The organism is Thiobacillus sp. (assembly GCA_024235835.1).
GTDB lineage: Bacteria > Pseudomonadota > Gammaproteobacteria > Burkholderiales > Thiobacillaceae > PFJX01.
The window spans coordinates 284,887-306,414 of sequence record JACKLQ010000001.1; the positions used below are offsets into that span (position 1 = coordinate 284,887).

General features: G+C 65.4%; 21 protein-coding genes. 19 read left to right on the top strand and 2 right to left on the bottom strand.

Features of this window, described 5'->3' with window-relative positions; all coding sequences use genetic code 11:
- A complete protein-coding gene (locus H6935_01430) occupies positions 1-1,419 on the bottom strand; it encodes an acetyl-CoA carboxylase biotin carboxylase subunit (GenBank protein MCP5277005.1) in 1,419 nt (472 codons plus the stop codon).
- Between the two features lie 105 nt (positions 1,420-1,524).
- Here H6935_01430 and H6935_01435 point away from each other — a divergent pair, with 105 nt between their 5' ends.
- From H6935_01435 to H6935_01500, 14 genes are all read left to right on the top strand, one after another.
- Positions 1,525-1,944 carry a DUF177 domain-containing protein gene (locus tag H6935_01435; GenBank protein ID MCP5277006.1) on the top strand — a complete coding sequence of 140 codons (420 nt, stop codon included), beginning with the start codon at positions 1,525-1,527 and terminating at the stop codon, positions 1,942-1,944.
- Positions 1,945-1,979: 35 nt separating this feature from the next.
- Positions 1,980-2,165 carry a 50S ribosomal protein L32 gene (gene rpmF / locus H6935_01440; GenBank protein MCP5277007.1) on the top strand — a complete coding sequence of 62 codons (186 nt, stop codon included), beginning with the start codon at positions 1,980-1,982 and terminating at the stop codon, positions 2,163-2,165.
- A gap of 214 nt (positions 2,166-2,379) precedes the next feature.
- Complete coding sequence (gene plsX / locus H6935_01445; protein ID MCP5277008.1) at positions 2,380-3,417, top strand: phosphate acyltransferase PlsX; 1,038 nt, start codon at positions 2,380-2,382, stop codon at positions 3,415-3,417.
- Positions 3,414-4,397 carry a ketoacyl-ACP synthase III gene (locus tag H6935_01450; protein MCP5277009.1) on the top strand — a complete coding sequence of 328 codons (984 nt, stop codon included), beginning with the start codon at positions 3,414-3,416 and terminating at the stop codon, positions 4,395-4,397. The genes plsX and H6935_01450 overlap by 4 nt, the downstream gene beginning before the upstream one ends.
- Positions 4,398-4,413: 16 nt before the next feature.
- Positions 4,414-5,346: an ACP S-malonyltransferase gene (gene fabD, locus H6935_01455; GenBank protein ID MCP5277010.1), complete on the top strand. Its 933-nt coding sequence runs from the start codon at positions 4,414-4,416 to the stop codon at positions 5,344-5,346.
- Between the two features lie 30 nt (positions 5,347-5,376).
- Positions 5,377-6,114, top strand: a complete 738-nt coding sequence (gene fabG, locus H6935_01460) for a 3-oxoacyl-ACP reductase FabG (GenBank protein MCP5277011.1) — start codon at positions 5,377-5,379, stop codon at positions 6,112-6,114.
- A gap of 86 nt (positions 6,115-6,200) precedes the next feature.
- A complete protein-coding gene (gene acpP, locus H6935_01465; protein MCP5277012.1) occupies positions 6,201-6,437 on the top strand; it encodes an acyl carrier protein in 237 nt (78 codons plus the stop codon).
- Between the two features lie 127 nt (positions 6,438-6,564).
- Positions 6,565-7,797: a beta-ketoacyl-ACP synthase II gene (gene fabF / locus H6935_01470; GenBank protein ID MCP5277013.1), complete on the top strand. Its 1,233-nt coding sequence runs from the start codon at positions 6,565-6,567 to the stop codon at positions 7,795-7,797.
- 34 nt (positions 7,798-7,831) lie between these two features.
- A complete protein-coding gene (gene pabC, locus H6935_01475; protein ID MCP5277014.1) occupies positions 7,832-8,623 on the top strand; it encodes an aminodeoxychorismate lyase in 792 nt (263 codons plus the stop codon).
- The gene (gene mltG / locus H6935_01480; protein MCP5277015.1) at positions 8,616-9,605 is read left to right on the top strand and encodes an endolytic transglycosylase MltG; all 990 of its coding nucleotides are present in this window, start codon (positions 8,616-8,618) and stop codon (positions 9,603-9,605) included. The genes pabC and mltG overlap by 8 nt, the downstream gene beginning before the upstream one ends.
- Positions 9,606-9,692: 87 nt before the next feature.
- The gene (locus tag H6935_01485) at positions 9,693-10,301 is read left to right on the top strand and encodes a dTMP kinase (GenBank protein MCP5277016.1); all 609 of its coding nucleotides are present in this window, start codon (positions 9,693-9,695) and stop codon (positions 10,299-10,301) included.
- Positions 10,298-11,299 carry a DNA polymerase III subunit delta' gene (gene holB / locus H6935_01490; GenBank protein MCP5277017.1) on the top strand — a complete coding sequence of 334 codons (1,002 nt, stop codon included), beginning with the start codon at positions 10,298-10,300 and terminating at the stop codon, positions 11,297-11,299. Before H6935_01485 ends, holB begins: the two co-directional genes overlap by 4 nt.
- On the top strand, positions 11,296-11,661 hold the full coding sequence (locus H6935_01495) for a PilZ domain-containing protein (protein MCP5277018.1): 366 nt from the start codon (positions 11,296-11,298) through the stop codon (positions 11,659-11,661). Before holB ends, H6935_01495 begins: the two co-directional genes overlap by 4 nt.
- 94 nt (positions 11,662-11,755) lie before the next feature.
- Positions 11,756-12,538, top strand: a complete 783-nt coding sequence (locus H6935_01500) for a TatD family hydrolase (GenBank protein ID MCP5277019.1) — start codon at positions 11,756-11,758, stop codon at positions 12,536-12,538.
- Here H6935_01500 and recJ read toward each other — a convergent pair.
- Positions 12,535-14,226, bottom strand: coding sequence for a single-stranded-DNA-specific exonuclease RecJ (gene recJ / locus H6935_01505; GenBank protein ID MCP5277020.1), 1,692 nt, complete (start codon positions 14,224-14,226; stop codon positions 12,535-12,537). The two genes, H6935_01500 and recJ, sit on opposite strands and share 4 nt — an antisense overlap.
- Positions 14,227-14,319: 93 nt before the next feature.
- On the opposite strand from recJ, the gene H6935_01510 reads away from it, so the two are divergent.
- The 5 genes from H6935_01510 (at position 14,320) to H6935_01530 (ending at position 21,489) form a co-directional block, all read left to right on the top strand.
- Entirely contained in the window at positions 14,320-15,927 is a 1,608-nt protein-coding gene (locus tag H6935_01510; protein MCP5277021.1) for a diguanylate cyclase, read from the top strand.
- A 51-nt stretch (positions 15,928-15,978) separates the two neighbouring features.
- A complete protein-coding gene (locus H6935_01515) occupies positions 15,979-18,465 on the top strand; it encodes an AAA family ATPase (protein ID MCP5277022.1) in 2,487 nt (828 codons plus the stop codon).
- A 163-nt stretch (positions 18,466-18,628) separates the two neighbouring features.
- On the top strand, positions 18,629-18,910 hold the full coding sequence (locus H6935_01520) for a hypothetical protein (GenBank protein ID MCP5277023.1): 282 nt from the start codon (positions 18,629-18,631) through the stop codon (positions 18,908-18,910).
- 547 nt (positions 18,911-19,457) lie between these two features.
- Positions 19,458-20,549, top strand: a complete 1,092-nt coding sequence (locus tag H6935_01525) for a two-component system response regulator (GenBank protein ID MCP5277024.1) — start codon at positions 19,458-19,460, stop codon at positions 20,547-20,549.
- A gap of 22 nt (positions 20,550-20,571) precedes the next feature.
- On the top strand, positions 20,572-21,489 hold the full coding sequence (locus H6935_01530; GenBank protein ID MCP5277025.1) for a response regulator: 918 nt from the start codon (positions 20,572-20,574) through the stop codon (positions 21,487-21,489).
- The last annotated feature ends 39 nt before the right edge of the window (positions 21,490-21,528 follow it).

The following is a 21,528-nucleotide window of genomic DNA, read 5'->3' on the forward strand; positions in this document are numbered from 1 at the left end:
CTACAGGCCCAAGTGGGCGGCAATGGCGGCGGACAGGGCCGCGGCCACGTGCTCTCTGGGTTGTTTGACGGGGTAGTTCAGAAGCTCCGGATGTGCCTCGACGAAGCCGGTGTTGAAGCGGCCGGTGCGGAAATCCGGGTTCTTCAGGATCTCGTGGTAATAGGGAATGGTGGTCTTCACGCCATAGACCGCCATGTCATCCAGGGACCGGCGGCCCCGCTCGATGACGCCCTCCCAGGACAGGGCCCAGACGTTGAGCTTGGCGCACATGGAATCGAAGTAGGGCGGGATGGTGTAGCCCGAATAGATGGCTCCGTCGATGCGCACGCCAGGGCCACCCGGGGCGTAGTAGCGGGTGATGCGGCCGAAACTGGGCAGGAAGCCGTTCTTGGGGTCTTCCGCGTTGATGCGGAACTCCATGGCGAAGCCCCGGTGCTTGATGTCTTCCTGCCTGTACTGCAGGGGCTGTCCGTCGGCGATGCGGATCTGCTCCTGGACGATGTCGATGCCGGTGATCTGCTCGGTTACGCAGTGTTCCACCTGGAGGCGGGTGTTCATCTCCATGAAGTAGAACTGGTTGTCCTGGTCCAGGAGGAATTCCACCGTGCCGGCGTTGACATAGCCCACCGCCTTGGCGGCACGCACCGCCAGCTTGCCGATGTATTCCCGCTGGGCCTCGGAGAGCTGGGGAGAGGGGGCGATCTCGATGAGCTTCTGGTTGCGGCGCTGGATGGAGCAGTCCCGCTCGTAGAGGTGGATGCAATTGCCATGGCTGTCGCCGACCACCTGCACCTCGATGTGCTTGGGATTCACCACGCACTTCTCCACGAACACCTCGGGCTTGCCGAAGGCCTTGGTGGCTTCGGACACCACACGCTCGTAATTCTTGATCAGTTCGTCTTCCGAATCGCAGCGACGTATGCCCCGGCCGCCCCCGCCGTTGGTGGCCTTCAACATCACCGGATAACCGATCTGGTTGGCCAGGCTGCGGGCCTCCTCCACGTTCTCCATGTTGTGGTCCGACCCGGGGGTCACGGGGATGCCGGCCTTGATCATGGCCTGGCGGGCGGCGATCTTGTCCCCCATCTGTGCGATGACCTTGGGGGAGGGGCCGATGAACTTTATGCCCCTGCGCGCGCAGACCTCGGCCAGGACAGGATTTTCAGAGAGGAAGCCATAGCCCGGGTGCAGGGCGTCGCAACCCGAGGCCACTGCCAGGTTCACGATGTTGTGGGCGTTCAGGTAGCCCAGCACGGGGTCGGAGCCGATGTTGTAGGCCTCGTCGGCCTTCTTGACATGCAGGGCATGGCGGTCCGGGTCGGTATAGATGGCCACGGATTTGATGCCCATTTCCCGGCATGCCCGCACGATGCGCACGGCGATTTCCCCACGGTTGGCGACGAGTATTTTTTTGATCACGCTCAGGCCTTCGGAAATATCATCTGCAGGGGCGATTTCTTTGACAAAACAAGCGTTAAAGCATAACATTGCCGGCTTATGTCTGCACGGCAAACCATTGACAGCATGCGCTTCGCCAGGTCCGGCGAACAGTTGTCGGGCGAGTTGGACGCGGATGCGTTTCCCCGCCTGGCAGACATATTGCCCCGTGAGTCTGCTGCAGTGCAATACCGGCTGAAGGGTGAAACCCATATGGGGCGCCCGGCGGTTCGGCTGCATGCGCTGGCCACGATCATCCTGGTCTGCCAGCGTTGTCTGGGAACCTACGCTGAGGCAATGGAGTTGGAGCGCGTTTACCCCATAGCCAGGGACGATGCCGAACTGGCCCGCTGGGAGCGCGACGATCCCTTGCTGGAGGCCTTGGTGGCGGACCCGAGGATGGTGGTTTCGGAGTTGATTGAAGACGAGATTTTGTTGAGCTTGCCCACGGTGCCTCGTCATCCAGAAGGGATGTGTGACACGGACGTGCAGGCGATGGTCCAGTGAAGATTGAGTGTTGAAGGCTTAAAAGGAGAACTACGATGGCTGTCCAGCAGAACAAGAAATCCCCGTCCAAGCGCGGCATGCACCGTGCCCATGACTTCCTGAACAACCCCTCCACCGCGGTGGAGCCCACCACCGGCGAGGTTCACCTGCGTCACCACATCAGCCCCAACGGTTTCTACCGTGGCCGCAAGGTGGTGAGTTCCAAGTCCGACAACGACTGAAACCCGTCCAGCCCTGGCGCATCCGCCCGACGGAAAGCTTGGGTTTGCCTGGGTGGGCGCAACGGGCTATCTTGCCGCCATGCCGGGATTAAAGCCCAGTCACTTCGTCTTGCTGATCGCCATCTCCAGGTCATCGCAAGCTCAGGCCAGCGTGGTTGCCGCGCCGGCCTGAGTTTTTATCGTCCTGGCTCCGTGAAAACCTTCTGATCATCCCATGCGCGAACTCACCATTGCCGTAGACGCCATGGGGGGCGACCACGGCCCCCACGTCACGGTCAAGGCCGCCCTGAACACCTTGCGGCGCCATGAGGACATCAACATCGTGCTTGTGGGCCTGGAAGATGCCATCCAGGCCGAACTGAAATCCCACCACGCCAAAACGAGTCCCCGCCTGCGCATCCACCACTCCAGCGAGGTGGTGAAGATGGACGACCCCCTCAACGTGGCCCTGCGGGTCAAGAAGGACTCCTCCATGCGGCTCACCGCCGAGCTGGTGAAGCGGGGCGAGGCCGACGCGGGGGTTTCCGCCGGCAACACCGGCGCGCTGATGGCCGTTTCACGGTTCGTGCTCAAGACCCTGCCCGGCATCGACCGTCCCGCCATCGCTTCCGCGCTGCCTTCTCGTCGGGACCGCACCTACATGCTGGACCTGGGGGCCAACGTGGACTGCGCACCGGAGCATCTGCTCCAGTTCAGCATCATGGGCGCTGCGCTTGTTGGAGCCATCGAACACAAGGAACGCCCCAGCATCGGCCTGCTCAACATCGGCGAGGAAGACATCAAGGGCAACGAGGTGGTCAAGCAGGCCGGCGAACTGATCAAGGCCAGTGGTCTCAACTTCCACGGTAACGTGGAGGGTGATGACATATTCAAGGGTACCGTGGACGTGGTGGTTTGCGACGGCTTCGTGGGCAATGTGGCACTCAAGTCCACCGAAGGACTGGCCCGGCTCATTACCGAGCAGCTGCGCGCATCCTTCAAGAGAAACTTTTTCACCAGGCTGGCCGGGATGGTGGCGCTGCCGGCCCTGCACGCCTTCAAACACCGGCTGGACCCTCGACGCTACAACGGCGCCAGCCTCCTGGGTCTTAACGGCATCATCATCAAGAGCCACGGTTCCGCGGATGTATTCGCCTTCGAGCAGGCCGTCAGCAAGGCGGTGGAGGAGGTGAGGGGTGGTCTGCTGCGGCGCATCGCCGACCAGGTGGGCAATCACCACACCCAAGCAAAAGAAGAAGGAGAGACGGCATGAGCACGGTTTCCCGTCCCGCCGGGTTTTTCTCGCGCATCATCGGCACGGGCAGCTACCTGCCTGCCAGGGTGCTGAGTAACCAGGACCTGGAAGCACTGGTGGAAACCACCAGCGACTGGATCCTGGACCGTACCGGCATTCGCCAACGCCACATGGCCGCGGACGGCGAACTCACCAGCGACCTGGCCCTGAAGGCGGCCGAGCGGGCCATCGAAGCCGCGGAGATCGACGCAGGCGATATCGATCTCATCATCGTGGCCACGACCACCGCCGACCGCGTTTTTCCCAGCACTGCCTGCATTCTCCAGGCCAAGCTGGGCATCGGTAACGGTGCTCCAGCCTTCGACGTGCAGGCCGTCTGCAGCGGCTTCGTGTACGCCGTGTCCGTGGCCGACAAATTCATTCGTACCGGCCAGGCCCGGCATGCCCTGGTGGTGGGGGCTGAGACCCTTTCCCGCATCACCGACTGGACAGACCGCGGCAACTGCATCCTGTGGGGCGATGGTGCTGGCGCAGTGGTGCTGAAGGCCTCGGAGGAACCGGGCATCATCGCCACCCACCTCCATGCGGACGGCCGCTACCAGGACCTGCTCTTTGTCGACGGCGGGGTGTCCCTGAAGACGGAGGGGGCCTGCCACATGCGCATGTCCGGCAACGCCGTGTTCAAGATGGCGGTGAACACCCTGGACGCCATCGTGGACGAGACCCTGGAAGCCAACGGCCTGGCCAAGTCCGACATCGACTGGCTGGTTCCCCACCAGGCCAATATCCGCATCATCCAGGCCACGGCCAAGAAGCTGGGCATGGGCATGGAGCGGGTCATTGTCACGGTGGACCGCCATGGGAATACTTCGGCGGCGTCCATTCCCCTGGCCCTGGACACGGGGGTGCGGGAAGGCAAGATCAAGCCCGGCGAGACCGTCCTCATGGAAGCCTTCGGTGGCGGCTTCACCTGGGGATCGGTGCTGGTCAAGATGTAAGGATGGAGACAGACAAATAATGAAGTTCGCTTTTGTATTCCCCGGCCAAGGATCCCAGTCCGTTGGCATGATGGGCGCCTATGGCGACACCGTGCACCAGACTTTCGTCGAGGCCTCGGATGCTCTGGGCATGGACCTGTGGGAAATCGTGGTCAATGGGCCTGCCGAGGCCCTGAACCAGACCGTCAATACCCAGCCGGCCATGCTGACGGCCGGCATGGCCGTGTGGCGCCTTTGGCAACAGCAGGGAGGCGCCCTGCCGGCCCTGATGGCGGGCCACAGCCTGGGGGAATACACGGCCCTGGCCTGCGCCGGCGCCATGGGCTTCGCCGACGCGGTGCGCCTGGTGCGCCTGCGAGCCGAGGCCATGCAGTCCGCCGTGCCGGAGGGCGTGGGCGCCATGGCCGCCGTGCTGGGCCTGGACGACGATGCGGTGCGCGCCATGTGCGCCGAGGCCGCCCAGGGCGAGGTGCTGGAGGCGGTGAACTTCAATTCCCCGGGCCAGGTGGTGATCGCTGGCAACAAATCCGCCGTGGATCGGGGCTGCGCTCTGGCCAAGGAGAAGGGAGCCAAGCGGGCCCTGCCTCTGCCGGTATCCGTTCCTTCCCATTGCGCCCTCATGCAGCCGGCGGCGGAAAAGCTTGCCGCCGCCCTGGCCGGCATCGAGATCACGACACCGGCCGTGCCCGTGCTCCACAATGCCGACGTAGTGGCCTATACCGACCCGGATGCCATCCGCGATGCCCTGGCGCGCCAGCTCTACATGCCCGTGCGCTGGGTGGAGACCGTCCAGAACATGGCGCGGCAGGGAGTCCAGTTGATCGCCGAATGCGGCCCCGGCAAGGTGCTGGCGGGCCTGAACAAGCGCATCCTGGACACCGTGCCCACCCAGGCCATCACGGATGCGGCCACCCTGCACGACGTCCTGGCCAGTAGCCGGGGCGACTGACCCGACAACGGAGAAGATGGAGAGACATTAATGGAAGGACGCGTAGCAATGGTCACCGGCGCCAGCCGGGGCATCGGTAAGGCGATTCTGCATGCCCTGGGCAGGGCGGGGGCCACGGTGGTGGGCACCGCCACCTCGGAATCCGGCGCCGCCGCCATCGCCCAGGAACTGGCCGCAGCGGGCCTGAAGGGCGAAGGCTTGATGCTCAACGTCACCGACGGCGGCCAGGTGGAGAGCGCCATCGAGGCCGTCCTGGGCAAGTACGGCCGCATCGATATCCTGGTGAACAACGCAGGCATCACCCGGGACAACCTGCTGATGCGCATGAAGGACGAGGAGTGGTCCGACATCCTGGACACCAACCTGTCCTCCGTGTTCCGTCTTTCCCGGGCCGTGCTACGGTCCATGATGAAGGCCCGTTTCGGGCGCATCATCAGCATTGCCTCCGTGGTGGGCACCGCCGGCAACGCCGGTCAGACCAATTACTCAGCAGCCAAGGCCGGCATGATCGGCTTTTCCAAGTCCTTGGCCCAGGAAGTGGGCAGCCGGGGTATTACCGTCAACTGCGTGGCACCGGGTTTCATCGATACCGACATGACCCGCGCACTGCCCGAGGCCGCCCGGACCAAGTTGCTGGAACGCATCCCCCTGGGCAAACTGGGCACGGCGGAGGACATCGCCAATGCCGTGGTTTTCCTGGCTTCAGAAGGCGCGGGCTACGTGACGGGCACCACCTTGCACGTCAACGGCGGCATGTATATGGACTGATTCCTGGATGCGGGGTTTGACCGGCGTTTTTTTTGGTAAAATCGCCCCGCTTTTTTTACCCTTTACCCTTTAGGGAGTAGCAGCAAATGAGCGATATCGAAGCGCGTGTCAAAAAGATCGTTGCCGAGCAGCTGGGCGCCAACGAAGCGGACGTCAAGCTGGAGTCTTCCTTCGTGGACGACCTGGGCGCGGATTCTCTGGACACGGTGGAGCTGGTGATGGCCCTGGAAGAGGAATTCGAATGCGAGATTCCCGACGAAGAAGCCGAAAAGATCACGACCGTTCAGCAGGCTGTTGATTACGTCAACGCTCACAAGCAGTAACCGACCATCCGGCGTCTTGCTGGGCGAAGTCATGCCCGGCAAGACGCCGGTTTTCATTTGGGCGCGCCGCCTGACCGGAATGTGGTGCGTCCCTGATCAACTCTCCATCGCACCGAGGTAGCTCCTCATGTCCAAGCGTAGAGTCGTAGTCACCGGCCTCGGCCTCATATCCCCCGTGGGAAACACCCTGGAAGAGGGCTGGAACAACCTGCTGGCCGGGCGCTCAGGTATCACCAGGATCAGCCGTTTCGACGCCTCGGGCTTCGCCTCCCAGGTGGCTGGCGAGGTCAAGGGCTTCGACGTGGCCCAGTACCTGTCGGCCAAGGAGGCCCGCCGCATGGATGTGTTCATCCATTACGGCATGGCCGCGGGCATCCAGGCCATCAAGGATTCCGGCCTGGAAGTGACGGACATCAACCGGGAGCGCGTCGGCGTGAACATCGGTTCCGGCATCGGTGGCCTGCCTGAAATCGAATCAACCCATGCCACCTATACGGAAGGCGGTCCCCGCAAGATTTCGCCTTTCTTCATCCCCGGCACCATCATCAACATGATCTCGGGCAACCTGTCCATCATGTTCGGCCTGAAAGGCCCCAACCTGGCGGTCGTCACCGCCTGTACCACGGGCCTGCACGCCATAGGCGTGTCCGCCCGCACCATCGCCTACGGCGATGCGGACGTGATGGTCTGCGGCGGTGCCGAATCCACGGTCTGCCCCCTGGCCGTGGGAGGCTTTGCCTCCGCCAAGGCCCTCTCCACCCGCAACGACGACCCTGCCACTGCCAGCCGTCCGTGGGACGTGGGCCGGGATGGCTTCGTGCTGGGGGAGGGCGCCGGTGTGCTGGTGCTAGAGGAGTACGAGCACGCCAAGGCCCGGGGCGCGCGCATCTACGCCGAACTGGCCGGCTTCGGCATGAGCGGCGACGCCTTCCACATGACCGCGCCGGATACCGACGGACCCAGGCGCTCCATGCTCAACGCCCTGAAGGACGCGGGCATCAACCCGGACCAGGTGGACTACATCAACGCCCACGGCACCTCCACGCCCCTGGGAGACAAGAACGAGACCGAGGCCATCAAGCTGGCCTTCGGCGACGCCGCATATAAGATGGTGGTGAACTCCACCAAGTCCATGACCGGCCACCTGCTGGGCGGCGCCGGTGGACTGGAATCCGTCTTCACCACCCTGGCTGTGCACCATCAGATTTCGCCGCCCACCATCAACATCTTCGAGCAGGACCCCCAGTGTGACCTGGACTACTGTGCCAACCAGGCCCGCCCCATGAAGATCGATTACGCCCTGAAGAACAACTTCGGCTTCGGCGGCACGAACGGCAGCCTGGTTTTCCGCAAGATCTGATGTGGTGAGCCCCGACACGGGTTCTGCCACCCAGATCCTCGTCAACGGCGAGGCTTCCACCCGGGTGGGGGTTCTTGACCGGGGCCTGGCCTACGGGGACGGGGTGTTTCGCACCCTGCGCATCGAGGGTGGCAAGCCCCGCTGGTGGCAGGATCATTTCAGCAAGCTTGAGGCCGACTGCCGGACTCTGGGCATGACCTGTCCCGGCCTGGATGTCTGGGAACTGGACTTGTCCCGGCTTGTGTTGCCGGTATCGGGAATCCTGCGGCTCACCGTCACCCGGGGGGAGGGTCCCCGAGGCTACGCTCCGCCCGCGGCTGCCACCCCCACCCGGATCGTTGCCATCTGGAAATGGATGCCACCCGACACGTCCGGTGCAGGTTTACAGGTGCGGGTCTGCGGCCTGCGCCTGGGGCATCAGCCCGCCCTGGCCGGGGTGAAACATCTCAACAGGCTGGAAAACGTCCTCGCCCGCGGGGAATGGCAGGACCCGGCCATCCGCGAGGGCATCCTGCTGGACCAGGGCGGCCTGGTGGTCTCCGGGGTGACGAGCAACCTTTTCCTTTGGCAACACGGCAGGCTGCGCACCCCGCGCCTGGACCGGTGCGGCGTGGCCGGGGTGGCCCGGGGCCGGCTCATGGACCTGGCCGTCAGGGCGGGCTATGGCGTGGAGGAAACAGAAATTACACTGGGCGACATTTATGCCGCAGACGAACTCATGTTCACCAACAGCCTCATGCTCCTGGAGCGGGCCCACCGCATGGATAACCGGGTCTGGGAGCGGCCCCAGGTCAGCCCGGCCCTGAGGGAACTGCTGCATGCGTAAGCTGCTGGCCCTGGTGGCCATGACTGTCCTCCTGGCCGTGGGCGCCTTGGCCTGGTATGCCCTGACGCCCATGCGGAACACCGGCGCCGACTATCCCCTGGCCTTCTCCATCCCCCAGGGAGCCAGCTTCAAGATGGCATCCCGGGAAATGTTCCATGCCGGCGCCCTGGAACACCCCCTGTTCTTCGAAATCCTTGCCCGGGCCCTGGGCAAGGCCCACGGCATCAAGGCGGGAAGCTACGGCCTGACGGAGCCAGTCACGCCCCTGGCCCTGCTGCGCAAGATCACCGTGGGCGAGACCGTGCTGGGCAAGCTCACGGTCATCGAAGGCTGGACTTTCGCCGAGATGCGGCGCGCCCTGGACAACCAGGCAGACCTGCGCCATGACAGTGCCGGCCTGTCCGACGCGGAACTGCTCCAGGCCATCGGAGCCGAGGCCGGGCATCCGGAGGGCATGTTCTTCCCGGACACCTATTTCTACGACCATGGCAGTTCCGACCTGGCCCTCTACAAGCGGGCATATCAAACGCTCCAGGTCGTACTGGATGAAAGCTGGGATCGGCGGGCCCCGGACCTGCCCTACAAGACCCCCATGGATGCCCTCGTCATGGCCTCCATCATCGAAAAGGAAACCGGGGCGCCGGAGGAACGGGCCATGATCGCTGCGGTATTCATCAACCGCCTGCGCATCGGCATGCGCCTGCAGACGGATCCCAGCGTCATCTATGGGCTGGGTTCCCGCTTTGATGGCAACCTGCGGAGGGTGGACCTGGAAACGGACACCCCCTACAACTCCTATACCCGGGCCGGCCTGCCCCCCACGCCCATTGCCCTGCCGGGGGCTGACGCCATCCACGCGGCCCTGAACCCGGCCAGCAGCCGGGCCCTGTATTTCGTGGCCATGGGCAACGGGCGGCACGTGTTCTCCAACAACCTGGACGAACACAACCGGGCCGTGGCCAGATACCAGAAGAGAAACTGATATGAAACAGCCCCCACGCTCCCTATGCTCGCTGCCCCCCGAGGGGGCGATGTCAGTATGCTTGGGGCGGCCCGGCGCCTACTGACCATGTCGGGACTATTCATCACCCTGGAAGGCGTGGACGGCGCCGGCAAGAGCAGCCACCTGGACTGGCTGGGGGATTGGTTCCGCCTGCGGGGCCATGCCGTGCGCATGACCCGGGAACCCGGAGGCACACCCGTAGGGGAGCGTCTGCGCGAGATCGTGCTGCATGAGGCGATGCATCCGGATACGGAGGCCCTGGTGATGTTCGCTGCCCGGAGGGAACACATCGACAAGGTCATCCGCCCGGCCCTGGCGGCGGGGGAGGTGGTGATCTCCGACCGCTTCACCGATGCCAGCTTCGCCTACCAGTGCGGCGGCCGTGGCCTGGACGAGGCACGCCTGGAAGTGCTGGAGGCCTGGGTACAGGAAGGCTTGCAACCCCATCTGACCCTGTTGTTCGACGTGCCCACGGAAGTGGCGGCGGCGCGACTGGCCAACGCCCGGGAGCCGGACCGATTCGAGCGGGAGCAGGCGGACTTCCATCGCCGGGTGCGGGATGCCTACCTGCGCCGGGCCCGGAAGCATCCCGGCCGCATCCGGGTGGTCGACGGCAGCCGCACCCTGGATGAGGTACGACAGCAACTTAGCCACATCCTGGAGGCCCTGGCGTGATCCACCCCTGGAACCAGGCCCGCTTCCGCCACTTCATGGCTGACCGGGGCCGCATGCCCCACGCCCTGCTGCTGCATGGGCCGGCCGGGGTGGGCAAGCTGGACCTGGCCCTGGAAATGGCCAAGGGCCTGCTGTGCGAGAGCCCCGTCGATGGGCACGCCTGTGGCGAATGCGATGCTTGCAACTGGTTCGAACAGGGCAACCATCCGGACTTCCGCCGCCTGGAGCCCCTGGAGAACGAGACCGCGGACGAGGAGGGCGAGAAGTCCAGGCCCGCCAAACGGGGCGGGCGCCTCATCAGCGTGGATGCGGTGCGGGAGGTGACGGACTTCCTCAGCCTCAGCGCCCACCGGGGCGGCTGGCGGGTAGCCCTGGTTCAGCCGGCCGAACTGATGAACACCGCCGCCGCCAATGCCCTGCTCAAGACCCTGGAAGAACCGCCGGCCGGTGTGCTGCTGATCCTGGTGTCCCACCAGCTGGGCCGCCTGCTGCCCACGGTGGTTTCCCGCTGCCGCAAGGTGCATGTGGGGCTGCCGGGCAGGGTGGAAAGCCTTGCCTGGCTGAGCCAGGCGGGCGTGGACGGCGGGGAGGCGCTGCTGGCCGAGGCTGGGGGCGCGCCCCTGGCGGCCCTGGCCTTTGCCGATCCGGAGCGCAGCGTCTTGCGGGAAAGCTTCCTCGACCAGCTGGCCGCCTGGCAGCGCATGGACGTGTGCGCCGTGGCCCAGGCCTTCCAGGCCAACCACGGGGACGCCTGGGGCTGGCTGCTGCGCTGGGTGCTGGATGCCCTGTCCCAGCGCCTGGCCGGAGCGCCCCGATACTTCATCGCCCGGGCGGAGCAGACCGCCAGGGTGGGCCGGTCTGCCGACCTGTCCGCCCTGCTGGCCCTGCAGCGGGAATTGCTGCAGGCGGGCCGCTGGCTGAGGCACCCGTTGCAAGCCCAGTTGTTGTTAGAATCCTGGCTCATTCGCTATGTCCAGTCAGCAGGAGCGCGTCCATGAGTGAGGAGATCAGGCAGGCCACTGGCAGGGCGGGCATGTTGTCCCTGGCCATCAAGGAGCGTTCAGCCCTCTATGCCGCCTTCATGCCTTTCCTCAAGCACGGCGGCCTGTTCATCCCCACCAACAGGCCCTACCAGATGGGAGACCAGGTCTACATGCTGATTTCTCTCATGGAAGACACCACCAAGATGCCCATCTCCGGCCGGGTGGTGTGGATCACCCCCGCCGGGTCCCAGGGCAACCGGCAGCAAGGCATCGGTGTCCAGTTCGACGACAACGATGGTTCCGCGGGCGTGCGGGCAAAGATCGAGAGCATCCTGGGCAACTCCATGAAGTCCACGCGGCTGACCCATACCATGTAAGGAAGTTGGCGGATTGCAGTCGTAAGTCGGCAGCTTGTTCTAGCTTATGGCATCTGCTTTTCAACTGCAGACTGCCCACTGAAAACTGATGACCATGTTTGTCGATTCCCACTGCCATATCGATTTCCCCGACTTCACGGAGGGCGCGGGGCCCCTGCTGGCCAACATGCGCGACGCCGACGTGGGCTACGCCCTGTGCATTTCCGTGAATCTGGAAAATTTTCCACGGGTGCTGGCGCTGGCCGAGGCCCACGACAACGTGTTCGCCTCCGTGGGTGTGCATCCCGACCATGACGAGGGCAGGGAACCGGACGTGGCGGAACTGGTGGAACTGGCCGCCCACCCCAGGGTGGTGGCCATCGGCGAGACGGGCCTGGACTATTACCGCATGGCCCGGGAAGACGTGGACTGGCAGCGGGCCCGATTCCGCACCCACATCCGCGCAGCCCGGCAGGCGGGCAAGCCCCTGGTGATCCACACCCGCAGCGCGGCGGAGGACACCCTGGCCATCATGGCGGAGGAAGGGGCCGGCGAGGCGGGGGGGGTCATGCACTGCTTCACCGAGAGCCAGGTGGTCGCTGACGCGGCCCTGGCCCATGGTTTCTATATCTCCTTCTCCGGCATCGTCACCTTCAAGAACGCCAAGGACCTGAAGGAAGTGGCCCGACATGTTCCCCTGGAACGGCTGCTCATCGAGACGGACGCCCCCTATCTGGCCCCCACGCCCCATCGCGGCAAGCGCAACGAGCCTGCCTACGTGCGTCACGTGGCAGAGGAGATCGCCAGCCTGCGGGGCATCAGCGTGGAGGCAGTGGCCCAGGCCTCCACGCGGAATTTCTTCGACCTGTTCAAGGCTGCAAAGCCTGCAAGCGGCTAGGCCACTTCACCCCAGTGGCTCAGGTTGAGCTGCAGGCTGCGGTTGCCGTTCCACTCGTTCACATCCAGCCTGTAGACCGCCTGGATGCGTTCCGGCAGGGGCGTGTCCTGGTTGAACAGGATGGCCTCGGCGGCGAAGCCCTCCCCAGCCAGGCGCAGCTTGAGGTGCTTCTCGCCCACCAGGCGCTGGGACTGGACTGCAAAGTCGCCATGGAAGGCCGGTGCCGGGAAGCCCTGGCCCCACACCGTGTCCCGCAGGGCCTCGGCGTTCTCCAGGCTGAATTCATCCCGGGCCAGTTCCCCGTCGGTCTCGATGGTGCGGGTAAGGTCCGCCTCGCTCAATTCCTCCCGGGCCACCCGTTCGAACAGGGCGGAGAATTCCTCGAACCGCTGCCGGGGAATGGTCAGGCCCGCCGCCGCCGCGTGGCCGCCGAATTTCACCATCAATCCCGGCGCCAGGCGGTCCACCCGGTCCAGGGCATCCCGCAGATGCAGGCCGGGTATGGAACGTCCGGACCCTTTCAAAAAGCTGTCGCCGCCGTCGGCGAAAATGAGGGTGGGACGGTGATGGCGTTCCTTCAGGCGTGAAGCCAGCAGGCCCACCACGCCCTGGTGCCAGGACGGGTCGAACAGGCACAGGCTGGCCCCGTCCGTCACGGTGATGTCTTCCAGCAGGGCCAGGGCCTGGCCCTGCATGTCCGCCTCGATGCCCCGCCGTTCCCGGTTGAGCCGGTCCAGGTCCCCCGCCAGGGCCGTTGCCCGCCCGGTGTCGGAGGACAGCAGGCACTCGATGCCCAGGCTCATGTCCGACAGGCGGCCGGCGGCGTTGAGGCGGGGGCCCACCACGAAGCCCAGATCCTCGGCGCAGGCCCGTTCCGGCCTGCGGCCCGCCACCTGGAACAGGGCCTGGATGCCGGGCCGGGCCAGGCCCCGGCGCATGCGGGCCACGCCCTGGGCCACCAGCAGGCGGTTGTTGGCGTCCAGCTTCACCACGTCGGCCACGGTGCCCAGGGCCACCAGGTCGAGCAGGGCGGCCAGATTGGGTTCCTGACGATTGAGGAACGCGCCGCGACTGCGCAGTTCCGCTCTCAGGGCCATGAGTACGTAGAACATTACCCCCACCCCGGCCAGGTGCTTGCTGGGAAACGGGCAGCCAGGCTGGTTGGGGTTGACGATGAGGGCTTCCGGTAGGGCGTCACCGGGCAGGTGGTGGTCCGTGACCAGCACCTCAAGTCCCAGGCGGCGGGCTTCCTCGATGCCCGCGTTGGCAGCGATGCCGTTGTCCACGGTGATGAGCAGGTGGGGCTTGCGCTCCGCGGCCAGGGCCACGATTTCCGGCGAGAGGCCGTATCCGTACTCGAAGCGGTTGGGCACCAGGTAGTCCACTTCCGCGCCCAGGGCCCGGAGCCCGCTCATGGCCACGGCGGTGGCGGTGGCACCGTCGGCGTCGTAGTCTCCCACCACCAGCAGGCGTTCCCGGCGCTGGATGGCATCCGCCAGCCTTGCGGCGGCGGCCTCGCAATGGAGCAGCCGGGCGTAGGGCAGGAGTTCGTTCAGGCCCCGTTTCAGGTCCCCCGGCCCTGCCACGCCCCGGGCAGAGAACAGGCGGGCCAGCAGGGGCGGGTAGCCCGCCCGAACCAGGGCATCCAGGGCCGGCTCGGAGGCGGGTCTGGGGTGAAGATTGAGCATGGTGCCATTCTACCGGCAGTGGTGGGCTCCCTTGGCCGGGCATGGTTGCTTCTGCCCATGTGTTTTCACCTATGCCGATGGATAATCGGCCCCATGAAAATGTTTACGTGGATATTTGCCTGGATCCTGATGGGGGTTGCTACCTGCCAGGCGGCTCCCGGGGAGTCGGCCTCCCCTGTCGAGAAGGTCAGGCTCCAGCTCAAGTGGCTGCACCAATTCCAGTTCGCGGGCTATTACGCCGCCCTGAGCCAGGGCTATTACCGGGAGGTCGGTCTGGATGTGGCCATCCTGGAAGCGCCGGCCCACGAATCCGCCGTGGACGTGGTGAGCAGGGGAGATGCCGAATACGGGGTGCATGGCTCCGACCTGGTGGTGGAACGGGCCAGGGGCAAGCCGGTGCGGGCCCTGGCGGCCATCTTCCAGCACTCCCCCATGATCCTGCTGGCGCGGCGGGACCGGCGCATCGATTCCCTCCACGACCTGGCCAACCGTCGCCTGCTGCTGGGCCCGGACGCGGCGGAACTGGCGGCCTACCTGAAGAGCGAAGGGGTTCCTTACCAGTTGTCCCGCACCCACCAGAGCTTCGACCTCAAGGCCCTGCTGGAGGGGGACGTGGATGCCATGCCGGCCTATTCCACGGACGAGGTGTACCTCATGGAACAGGCCCAGGTGCCCTACAGCCAGTTCTCGCCTCGGGCCGCGGGCATCGATTTCTACGGCGACGTGCTTTTCACCTCCGAGCAGGAACTGCAACAGCACCCGGACCGGGTGCGCCGGTTCGTGGAGGCCACCCTGCGGGGGTGGTACTACGCCCTGGCCCATCGGGAAGAACTGGCGCGTCTGATCCACGCCGACTACAGCCAGCGCCACAGCATGGAGCACCTGCTGTTCGAAGCGGAGCAGACCCGGCGCCTCATGACCCCGGAACTGGTGGAGATCGGCCAAATGAACCCGGGTCGCTGGCGCCACATCGCCGACACCTTCGCCGAACTGGGCATGATGCCCGCCAACTATCCCCTGGACGATTTCCTGCAACCCAGGGAAGTCCCGCCCCAGGACTACACCCGCTTTTACCTGACACTGGGCGCGGCCTTCCTGGCGGTGGCCCTGGCGGTGTGGGTCAGCCTGTACTTTTCCCGCCTCAACCGTACCCTGCGCCGGGAAGTGGCTGAGCGCCAGCGCCTGCAGGAGGACCTGGAACGCCTGGCCAACACCGATGCCCTGACGGGGCTGCCCAACCGCCGCTATTTCATGGCCCAGATGGTCAGCGAGCTGGCGCGGCGCCAGCGCTACGGTCATCCCCTCTCCCTGCTCATGCTGGACCTGGACCACTTCAAGCAGATCAACGACCAGTGGGGCCACGGCGTGGGCGACGAGGCCTTGCGCCAGTTCGCCGATTCCGTGCAATGCTGCTTGCGCACCCAGGACGTGGCCGGTCGCCTGGGGGGCGAGGAGTTCGCCATCCTCCTGCCGGAGACCGCCGAATACGTGGCGCGCCCCGTGGCGGAACGGATCCGCGCCCGCCTGGAGCAGACGCCCGTTCCCACCGGCAACGGTCCATGCGTCGTCACGGTCAGCATCGGCGTGGCCGAGGTGCGGAAAGAAGACAGCGTGGAAACGCTGATGCACCGCGCCGACGCGGCGCTCTATGCCGCCAAGCAGCAGGGCCGCAATCGAGTGGTGTCGTCGGCTGATCTATAGTTTCCATGGGGGCCGCATTCACTGATGGCGGCCCATAGAAAGGGACCCCGGATGTCCAATCTCAAGGCCTTGGAAGCGAGCCAGCTCTACCGGCGCTGCGATCCTGCCCAGTTCTCCTTCGAGACCACCGCCGAGCTCCCTACGGGCACGGAGATCATCGGCCAGGCCCGGGCGGTGGAGGCCGTGGAATTCGGCATCGACATTCCCCATGAGGGCTTCAACCTGTTCGTCCTGGGCGACCCCGGCACGGGTCGCCATTCCGTGGTGCGTCGGCTGCTGGAGGCCAAGGCCGGGGCGGGGCAGGTGCCCAGCGACTGGTGTTATGTCTACAACTTCGCCGAGGGCAACAAGCCCCGCCTGCTGCGGGTCCCCGCCGGCCGGGGCGGCCAGTTCAAGCGGGACATGCAGGACTTCGTCGCGGAACTTTCCAAGGCCATATCCGCCGCCTTCGACAGCGATGAATACCGGGCCCGCATCGATGCCATCAACGAAGCCTTCAAGGCCAGGGAGGAGGGTGCCCTCCAGGCCCTGGGCCAGGAGGCGGTGGAGCAGGGCATCGCCCTGTTGCGCACCCCCCATGGCTTCGCCTTCGCCCCAGTCAAGGGTGAGGAAGCCATCGATCCGGAGGCCTTCGAGAAGCTGCCGGAGGCGGAGAAGGACCGCATCGGCAAGCTCATGGACGCCTACTCCGAGCGCCTGAAGCAGCTCATGGCCCAATTGCCCCGCTGGCGCCGGGAGACCCAGGCCCAGATCAAGGAGGCCAGCCGTGAGGCTATGGGCTACGCCGTGGGCCACCTGATCGAGGAACTGAAGTCCCGCTACAGGGACTTGGCCCAGGTCACGGCTTTCCTGGACGAGGTCCAGCGCAACGTCATAGAGACCGGGGAACAACTGCGGGAACAGCCCCGCAGCGAGGGGGACTTCAGCAACATCGTCATCAGCGGCACCCTGTCCACGGCCCGCTACCAGGTGAACCTGCTGGTGGACAACGCCAATACTCCTGCCGCCCCGGTGGTGTTCGAGGACAACCCCATCTACCCCAACCTGGTTGGCCGGGTGGACCATATCTCCCAGATGGGCACCCTGGTGACCAACTTCACCCTCATCAAGCCCGGCGCCCTGCACCGGGCCAACGGCGGTTACCTGGTGCTGGACGCCCTGAAGGTCCTGACCCAGCCCCACGCCTGGGTAGGGCTGAAGCGGGCCCTGCGGGCCGGCCAGGTGCATATCGAGTCCCTGGGCCAGGTGTACGGGCTGGTGAGCACCCTGTCCCTGGAACCCGAGCCCATGCCCCTGGCCGTCAAGGTGGTGCTCATCGGCGAGCGGCACATCTACTACCTGCTCAAGGCCCTGGATCCGGAATTCGACAAGTACTTCAAGGTGGCGGCCGATTTCGAGGACGATGTGACCCGGGACGGCGACAGCACGCGCACCTACGCGGAATTCGTCGCCACCCTCGCCAAGGGCGCGGGCCTGCGCGCCTTCCATCGGGAGGCGGTGGCCCGGCTGGTGGAGCATGCCGCGCGCCTGGCCGGGGCGCAGGACAAGCTCACCGTAAGCCGCCGGCAGATGGTGGACCTGCTCAAGGAGTCCGATTACTGGGCCGCCAAGGCGGGGCGGGAGACCGTCACCCGGGCCGACATCGAGACCGCCATCGCCGCCCAGATCCGCCGCGTGGACCGGCTGCGCAGCCGGCTCCAGGCAGAGATCCTGCGCGACACCCTGCTCATCGCCGTCACCGGCGCCCACATCGGCCAGGTCAACGGCCTGGCCGTCATCCATCTGGACGATTTCGCCTTCGCCCACCCGGTGCGCATCACCGCCACCGCCCGGCTGGGGGAGGGGGAAGTGGTGGACATCGAGCGGGAAAGCGAACTCGGAGGCGCGCTCCACTCCAAGGGCGTGATGATCCTGGCGGCCTTCCTGGGTTCCCGCTACGCCCGCACCGTGCCCCTTTCCCTGGCTGCCAGCCTGGTGTTCGAACAGACCTACGGTCCGGTGGAGGGCGACAGCGCCTCCCTGGCGGAGTTGTGCGCCCTGCTTTCCAACCTGGCCGGGGCACCCATCAAGCAGACCCTGGCCATCACCGGCTCGGTCAACCAGTTCGGCGACGTCCAGGCCATCGGCGGGGTCAACGAGAAGATCGAGGGATTCTTCGACATCTGCCAGGCCCGGGGCCTCACGGGAGACCAGGGCGTGCTGATCCCCGCGGCCAACGTCAGGCACCTGATGCTGCGCCAGGACGTGGTGGACGCCTGTGCCCAGGGCCGATTCCACATCCATGCCGTCAGGAACGTGGACGAGGCCATCGAACTGTTGACCGGACTACCCGCCGGCGAGGCGGACGAGAACGGCCTGGTGCCGGAAGGCAGCATCAATTACCTGGTGGCCACCCAGCTGGCCGAGCTTTCCGCCCTGCGCCAGGCCTTCGCCACGGCGGCCAAGTTCCAGGCCGAAGAAGGCGAAGAAAATGGGCCGGGTGATGGCCAAGAAACTGGCCAGGAACCAGCACAGGATGCCGGAGAAGGCAAGGCCTGACCCGCAGCCCCGGTAAACACTGGCTCGTTACCTTCATGGGGTCCGTGCCCTGCCTTGCCCTTGTCGCAGGGTCGCATGCTCAGGTTCGTTGCCAGGGAAGCCATTTCCTAGAATGAGGGGTATGGTGTAGTGCCCCGTCTCCACCACCACAATGGAGTTGCCCATGACCCAGATCATTCCCGAGACCCCACCCGACTACGACAAGACCCGCATCGTTGAACGGCCGGACGGATTCTTCTGGCTGGACCAGGAAAGCGGCGAATACCATGGCCCCTTCGACACCCTCCTGGAGGCGGTTCAGGACATGGAGTACGAGCCGGACACGGACTACGAGCCGGCGGAAACCCTGGAGGAGGCTGAAGAGGAACTGGGACTGTCCAGCTGGGTGGACACGGATACCGGCGAACTGGCGGAAGACACCGTGACCCGCATCGAGGATCACTGATTCTCCTCCAAGACAGGTTTCACCCGATCTTCACGACATTGTCGTGGAGTATGTTGTTGCCATGGGCCATGCGTTCGGTCAGCTGCATCCAGGGGGAGAAGACTGCGTGGCCTGGCCGCCGTCCGGGTCCACGGGCAGGGGGAACCGGAGGTTAGCCAGCACTGCCGCCATGGCGAGCAAGGCACCGATCCATGGGCGCGCCAGGGCCCGGTTCCGCGGGGGCGGGTCGCTTGCGGCTGAAAGGCGCGTCATGCATTGCAACTTAACCGGTCATGGGCTTGGACCGGGCTCAGCTTTCCTCGCCGGTACCGGAAAGGGATCAGGAGGGTGCCAGGGGGAGGCCATCCGCCAAGACATGGATAAACATCAAAATCGAGCAAAAAAACATATCTAATTCATTCAAGAGATCACAAAAACGGCCGATACAACGGGTATCAAGCCATACGCTTCTATTCAGGGCTACCAACCTCACCCGTCGGACAAGGTAAAGCTCTATAAATATTAGTGAGGTAGAAGGAAATTGACGCGCGAGCATCAGAGTTGAACCATGACAGAAGGCTCGAACCAGACCGTCCTGATCGTGGACGACTCTCCAGACAACCTGAACGTCCTCAGCGAATTGCTGCATCCCCTTTACCGGGTGCGCGCCGCCAACTCCGGCGAAAGGGCCCTGCGCATCGCCGCCAGCACGCCCCAGCCGGATCTCGTGTTGCTGGACGTGATGATGCCCGGGATGGATGGTCATGCCGTGTTCTCCCGCCTGCGGAAAGACCCGGCCACGTCCCATATCCCCATCATCTTCGTCACCGCCATGGACAGCTCTGAGGCGGAACTGCGGGGCCTGGACGAAGGCGCCGTGGACTACATCACCAAGCCCATCACCCCCCAGATCCTCCTGGCCCGGGTGCGCAACCAGCTGGAGCTGAAGCAGGCACGGGACCGCTTGAGCCGCCAGAACGAATGGCTGGAGGCGGAAGTGGGCCGCCGCATGGCCGAGAACGACCTGATCCAGCTGGTGAGCATCCGCGCCCTGGCCCACCTGGCGGAAACCAGGGATCCGGAAACCGGCAACCACATCCTGCGCACCCAGGGCTACGTCCAGCTTCTGGGTTCCCGCCTGGGAGGGCATCCCCGCTTCCGCGACCGGGTCAACGGCCATTACGTCGAACTCCTGGCCCGATCCGCGCCCCTCCACGACATCGGCAAGGTGGGCATTCCGGACGCCATCCTGCAGAAGCCCGGTCCCCTGGACCCGGCGGAGTGGGAAGTCATGAAGACCCACGCCCGCCTGGGAGCCGAGGCCATCGAGCAGGCCGAGCGGGACGCGGAAAAGCCTGTGGAATTCCTGGCCCTGGCCAAGGAGATCGCCCTCTGGCACCACGAGAAATGGGACGGCAGGGGCTACCCGGACGGGCTGGCGGGGGAGGCCATTCCTCTCTCGGCCCGACTGATGGCCATCGCCGACGTGTTCGACGCCCTCATCACCCCCCGGGTCTACAAGCCCGCAATGTCTCACGCGGAGGCACGGGACATCATCGCCGCAGGGCGCGGCAGCCATTTCGACCCGGTCATGACGGACATCTTCCTGGCCGGCTACCACGACTATTGCGCCATCGCCGACCGATATCGCGACAGTTGATAACAACCAGGGAAGGAAAGGGATGAAACCCCATGTGCTGCTGGCGGAAGACGAGGAAATCATCGCCGACATCATCCGCGACCTGCTGGAGGAGGACGGCTTCCGGATAACGGTTTGCCGGGACGGCCTGGAGGCCTGGCAACGGCTTCACGAGGACTGCCCAGGCTATGACGTGATCCTCCTGGACCGGGGCCTGCCCGGCTTGGACGGCCTGGAGCTGCTGCGCCGGCTGAAGGCGGATCCGGCCCTCTCCCGGGTGCCCGTCATCATGGAAACGGCCCAGAGCGACGAACACAGCATTCGCGAGGGTCTGAACGAGGGGGCCTACTACTATCTCACCAAGCCCATCCAGCCCGACGTGCTCCTGGGCGTTGTCCGGGCCGCCCTGGAGCAGGCTCGGGAACTCCATGAGATGCTGGAGAGCGTGCGCCGGGCGGAGCGTCCCCTGGTGCTCATGCGGCAAGGCAGCTTCCGCTTCCGGGACCTGGAGGAAGGGCACCTGCTGGCCGATTTCATCGCCCGGGCCTGCCCGGACCCCGAACGGGTGGTCCAGGGCCTGCGGGAATTGCTGGTGAACGCCGTGGAGCACGGCAACCTGGGCATCCGCTACGCGGAAAAGAGCCGCCTGCTCCTGGAGGGCCTGTGGCATGAAGAAGTGCTGCACCGCCTGACCCTGCCGGAATACCGGGACCGGGAAGTGGAAGTGGAGTTCGCGCGGGGGCCGGAGCGTCTCCAGTTCACCATCCGTGACCAGGGCCAGGGCTTCGACTGGCGCGGCTACCTGGATTTCGCCCCGGAGCGGGCCTTCGACCTTCACGGCCGGGGCATCGCCATGGCCGCCAAGCTGAGCTTCGACGGCCTGGAATACCAGGGCAACGGCAATACGGTGCTGGCCTGGGTCAAGGCCGGCGGGATGCAACCCAGCCATGATGCCGGCTAATAGTCCCCGCCCAGCCTCGTGAACCGCGTGCCCAGTTCC